2 protein-coding genes and 1 pseudogene are annotated in these 3,260 nt (G+C 37.3%); all 3 read left to right on the forward strand.

All coding sequences use genetic code 11. From position 1 onward, the window contains the following. A pseudogene (gene fre / locus G322_RS0118300) lies at positions 1-357 on the forward strand (NAD(P)H-flavin reductase); the annotation flags it as partial. 18 nt (positions 358-375) lie between these two features. Next, the gene (locus tag G322_RS0118305; RefSeq protein WP_022943131.1) at positions 376-1,584 is read left to right on the forward strand and encodes an HDOD domain-containing protein; all 1,209 of its coding nucleotides are present in this window, start codon (positions 376-378) and stop codon (positions 1,582-1,584) included. A 51-nt stretch (positions 1,585-1,635) separates the two neighbouring features. Then, complete coding sequence (locus tag G322_RS0118310) at positions 1,636-2,748, forward strand: 1-acyl-sn-glycerol-3-phosphate acyltransferase (RefSeq protein ID WP_022943132.1); 1,113 nt, start codon at positions 1,636-1,638, stop codon at positions 2,746-2,748. Positions 2,749-3,260 lie beyond the last annotated feature (512 nt).

Consider the following 3,260-nt stretch of genomic DNA (forward strand, 5'->3'; position numbering starts at 1 on the left):
TTTTCCTATGTGAAATCGTTGCTTGAGCAGATTGTTGAGCTTAAATTGCCTAATCCTGTTTATCTTTATTGGGGCGTGAAGGAATATGCCCATTTCTATTTTGAAGATGAAGCATCTAGTTGGGCAAAAGAGCATCAAAATATCCACTTTCACCCTGTGATTGAGCTACCAGAAGTTGAGTGGCAAGGTCATCAAGGTTATGTTCATCAAGCCGTTTTAAATGACTTTCCTGACCTGTCTGAATTTGATATCTACATCGTTGGCCGTTTTGAAATGGCCAAAATTGCTCGTGAAGACTTTGTGAAGCAAAATGCCTCTGTTGAGCATATCTATGGCGATGCATTTGCCTTTATGTAAAAACCTTAAGAAGAGCTAATGACAACAAAACCTGCTGGATTGCTTGAATCATCCCTGATGGAATCTGTTGATAAACTTTTTATGCGTTTTTTGGTGGGTAAAAATAAAATTTACAAAGAGGAGGAGTATAACGATGGTCTTTCGGAAACGGAGCTTGATGATAAAGAGCGAGGTTTAGCCGATGCACAAGCACAAGATGGGTGGAATCAGCGTATATTATTGGATGTTGAAAAAGAGCGTGTGAACCGCGAAAAAGCGGAGCAATGCATTAAAGATAAACGTAATGCACTTTTGATGCGTTATTTTCAGCAATCACTGTTAAAAGTGGTGAATGAAAAACTGGAAAATAGTGAAACGATTATTTTAGAGCAGTTACAGCTACGTGAAAGCACCATTGAGTTATTGAATAAATTGTTAGCGGGTGAGCCTCGTTACTCTGTTTTAGCCTCTTTGTTAGATAAAAATATAAATACACGTCATCGTTTATTGTCATTGGTTCGCAGTGAAAGCTTTATGTCTGAGTTGGGACGCTCTTCACGAGATGTGCGTGATATCCAAGCCGCGATAGGTCTAATAGGCACTGACGTATTACGTTATTTAGTGCCTGCTATCTTGTTTAAATACCAAATCAATACTTATAGCCAGCATAACGTACTGTTTGCCAAAAAACTGTGGCGATACGAGATGACCCTTGGGCAAACGTGTACTGCACTCATGGTTGCTGAAGGCTATCGTCGACCTTATGAGGGGATGTTACTCTCTGCGATGGTTAATTTTGCTTATGTGGCGAGTTACCAGCAATATCTAAGTTCTTTTGAAGTAGTGCGCACCGCTTGTTTAGATCAGGCGCGTGAGAAAGGTGAAAAAAATCATCATGATTTCTTTTATGATATTCAAACCGACGCTGCCTCTTTACAAGCACTGCTTGTTTCACAATCTAGTTTAAAGCTAAGTCTCAACTTATCAGAAATACTATTTGATCGATCATTTCCACATCTCGTTAACGCCTTAAAAGAGGAAGTAGAAAATATTCCTTTTGAAGAGCGTGGTAAAATAGGGCAAGTTTTATTTAAAGCTGTGCGTTTTGCAAAATTTGACCAGCTACGTGCTTCGCGTTTATTTAAAGCGCAGTGGCTTGATGAGTATCTTGAAAAATCACATATAGATTCAGTGTCTTATAAAAATTTACTTCGCCAAGAGCTGTTCCGTTTCAAACCCACTTGGTAAAAATAGAGAAAGCAGGTAAAATGCGCCATCCATTTTACAGAGAAATAGCAAATGCCAACTTTATCCGATAGATTCAGTGATATTCGACCTTATAATGACAATGAGATCCAACCTGCGATCCGTCGTGTTATTAATAGTGATGAGTTTATCGACGCAATTATCAGTTTCCGTTTCTCTAAAATAGCCAAATTTACAGGTTTTTTATTGAAGCCTCTTTTACGTCGCTATTTTTTATATAAATGGGGTGCAATTTGTAGTATCGATGAGATGCAAAAAGTGGTCGGTGAGTACATGGAACATATGATCGATTCCACCACCACACAATTTACCTACTCTGGACTTGAAAATTTAGAGGCGGATAAAAATTATCTATTTGTTTCTAACCATCGTGATATTGCTATGGATCCCGCCTTTGTTAACTGGGCTCTTTTTTCAGAAAATTTTAAAACAGTACGTGTTGCCATTGGTGATAATTTACTGAGCAAACCTTTCGCTTCTGATTTAATGCGCATGAACAAAAGTTTCATCGTCAAGCGTGGATTGACGGCTCCTCGGGAAATGATGAAAGCAGTGTTGCAATTGTCTGATTATATTTTCAGTTCACTGCAAACGGATAGTAGTATCTGGATAGCGCAACGTGAAGGTCGAGCAAAAGATGGCTTTGATAAAACGGAACCTGCCATTATCAAAATGTTTTACCTTAACGGTAGAAAGAAAAAAATCGCCTTTAACGATTATATTAAACAGCTCAACATTGTGCCTGTAGCTGTTTCATACGAATTTGATACTTGTGATAAACAGAAAGCGCAAGAGCTTTTTGACAAAGCGGAATCAGGTGAGTATAAAAAATCAGAATTTGAAGATATTGAAAATATTGTACGTGGCATTGTTGGGCAAAAAGGCCATGTGCATGTTACCTTTGGCAAAACGCTGGATGATGATTTTGAAGATGCAGAGCAGGTTGCTGCTGCGATAGATAAGCAGATTTATCAAAACTATTATCTGCACCCCTCTAACTTTATTGCGGCTAAGCAAAATGTAGCGGAGATCAGTGAAGCAGACAAACAAGCTTTTGAGACGCGCCTACAAAACATAAAACCTGCGTTACAAGAGAGGGTCTTAAAAATGTATGCAAACCCCGTAAAAAACAGTATCAAACAATAAAGACGCTTAAAATAGAAGCGAGTTATTATTTGTTATGCACATTGGGTTATTTGATAACATCCTCATTAACTGTCATATTAGACATGTATCTCATTGAAAATTAAGCTGTAATATATTTTTATTGTTACAGCTCAATTTTTTATAAAAACTATTAACAGAGTTATCCACAGAGTTGCTCTGCATTGAAAGTGAACAACCACTTACCTCAGCAGTTAAAAATAGAGTGCTATCTCCTTTTTTATCCACTATTAAATTATGCCATTCGACAGTAACGATGTACTCCAACTCTGTACTTTTCATAGTCAAATTAATATAAAAATAAACCCACTGAGTTGTGCTTTTTTTACCTAAACTTAATATAACAAAATAGAATAAGGGCTAGGTTAAAACTGACTGTCGATCACTCAACAAGCCTTTTAATACCGATTACATTAAGTATGTGATCTAAATTTTGCGCAGGAAAATAGCTAAATTTAAGGCGTAAGTTGACGTAAATGGTTGTTCCCTTTACA

The sequence above is a fragment of the Psychromonas hadalis ATCC BAA-638 genome (assembly GCF_000420245.1).
In the GTDB taxonomy this organism is placed as follows: Bacteria; Pseudomonadota; Gammaproteobacteria; order Enterobacterales; family Psychromonadaceae; genus Psychromonas; species Psychromonas hadalis.

What these genes read in the sequence shown, in the direction of transcription:
- G322_RS0118305 (WP_022943131.1), top strand. Translation starts at nt 376, where the DNA reads ATGACAACAAAACCTGCTGGATTGCTTGAATCATCCCTGATGGAATCT.
- G322_RS0118310 (WP_022943132.1), top strand. Translation starts at nt 1,636, where the DNA reads ATGCCAACTTTATCCGATAGATTCAGTGATATTCGACCTTATAATGAC.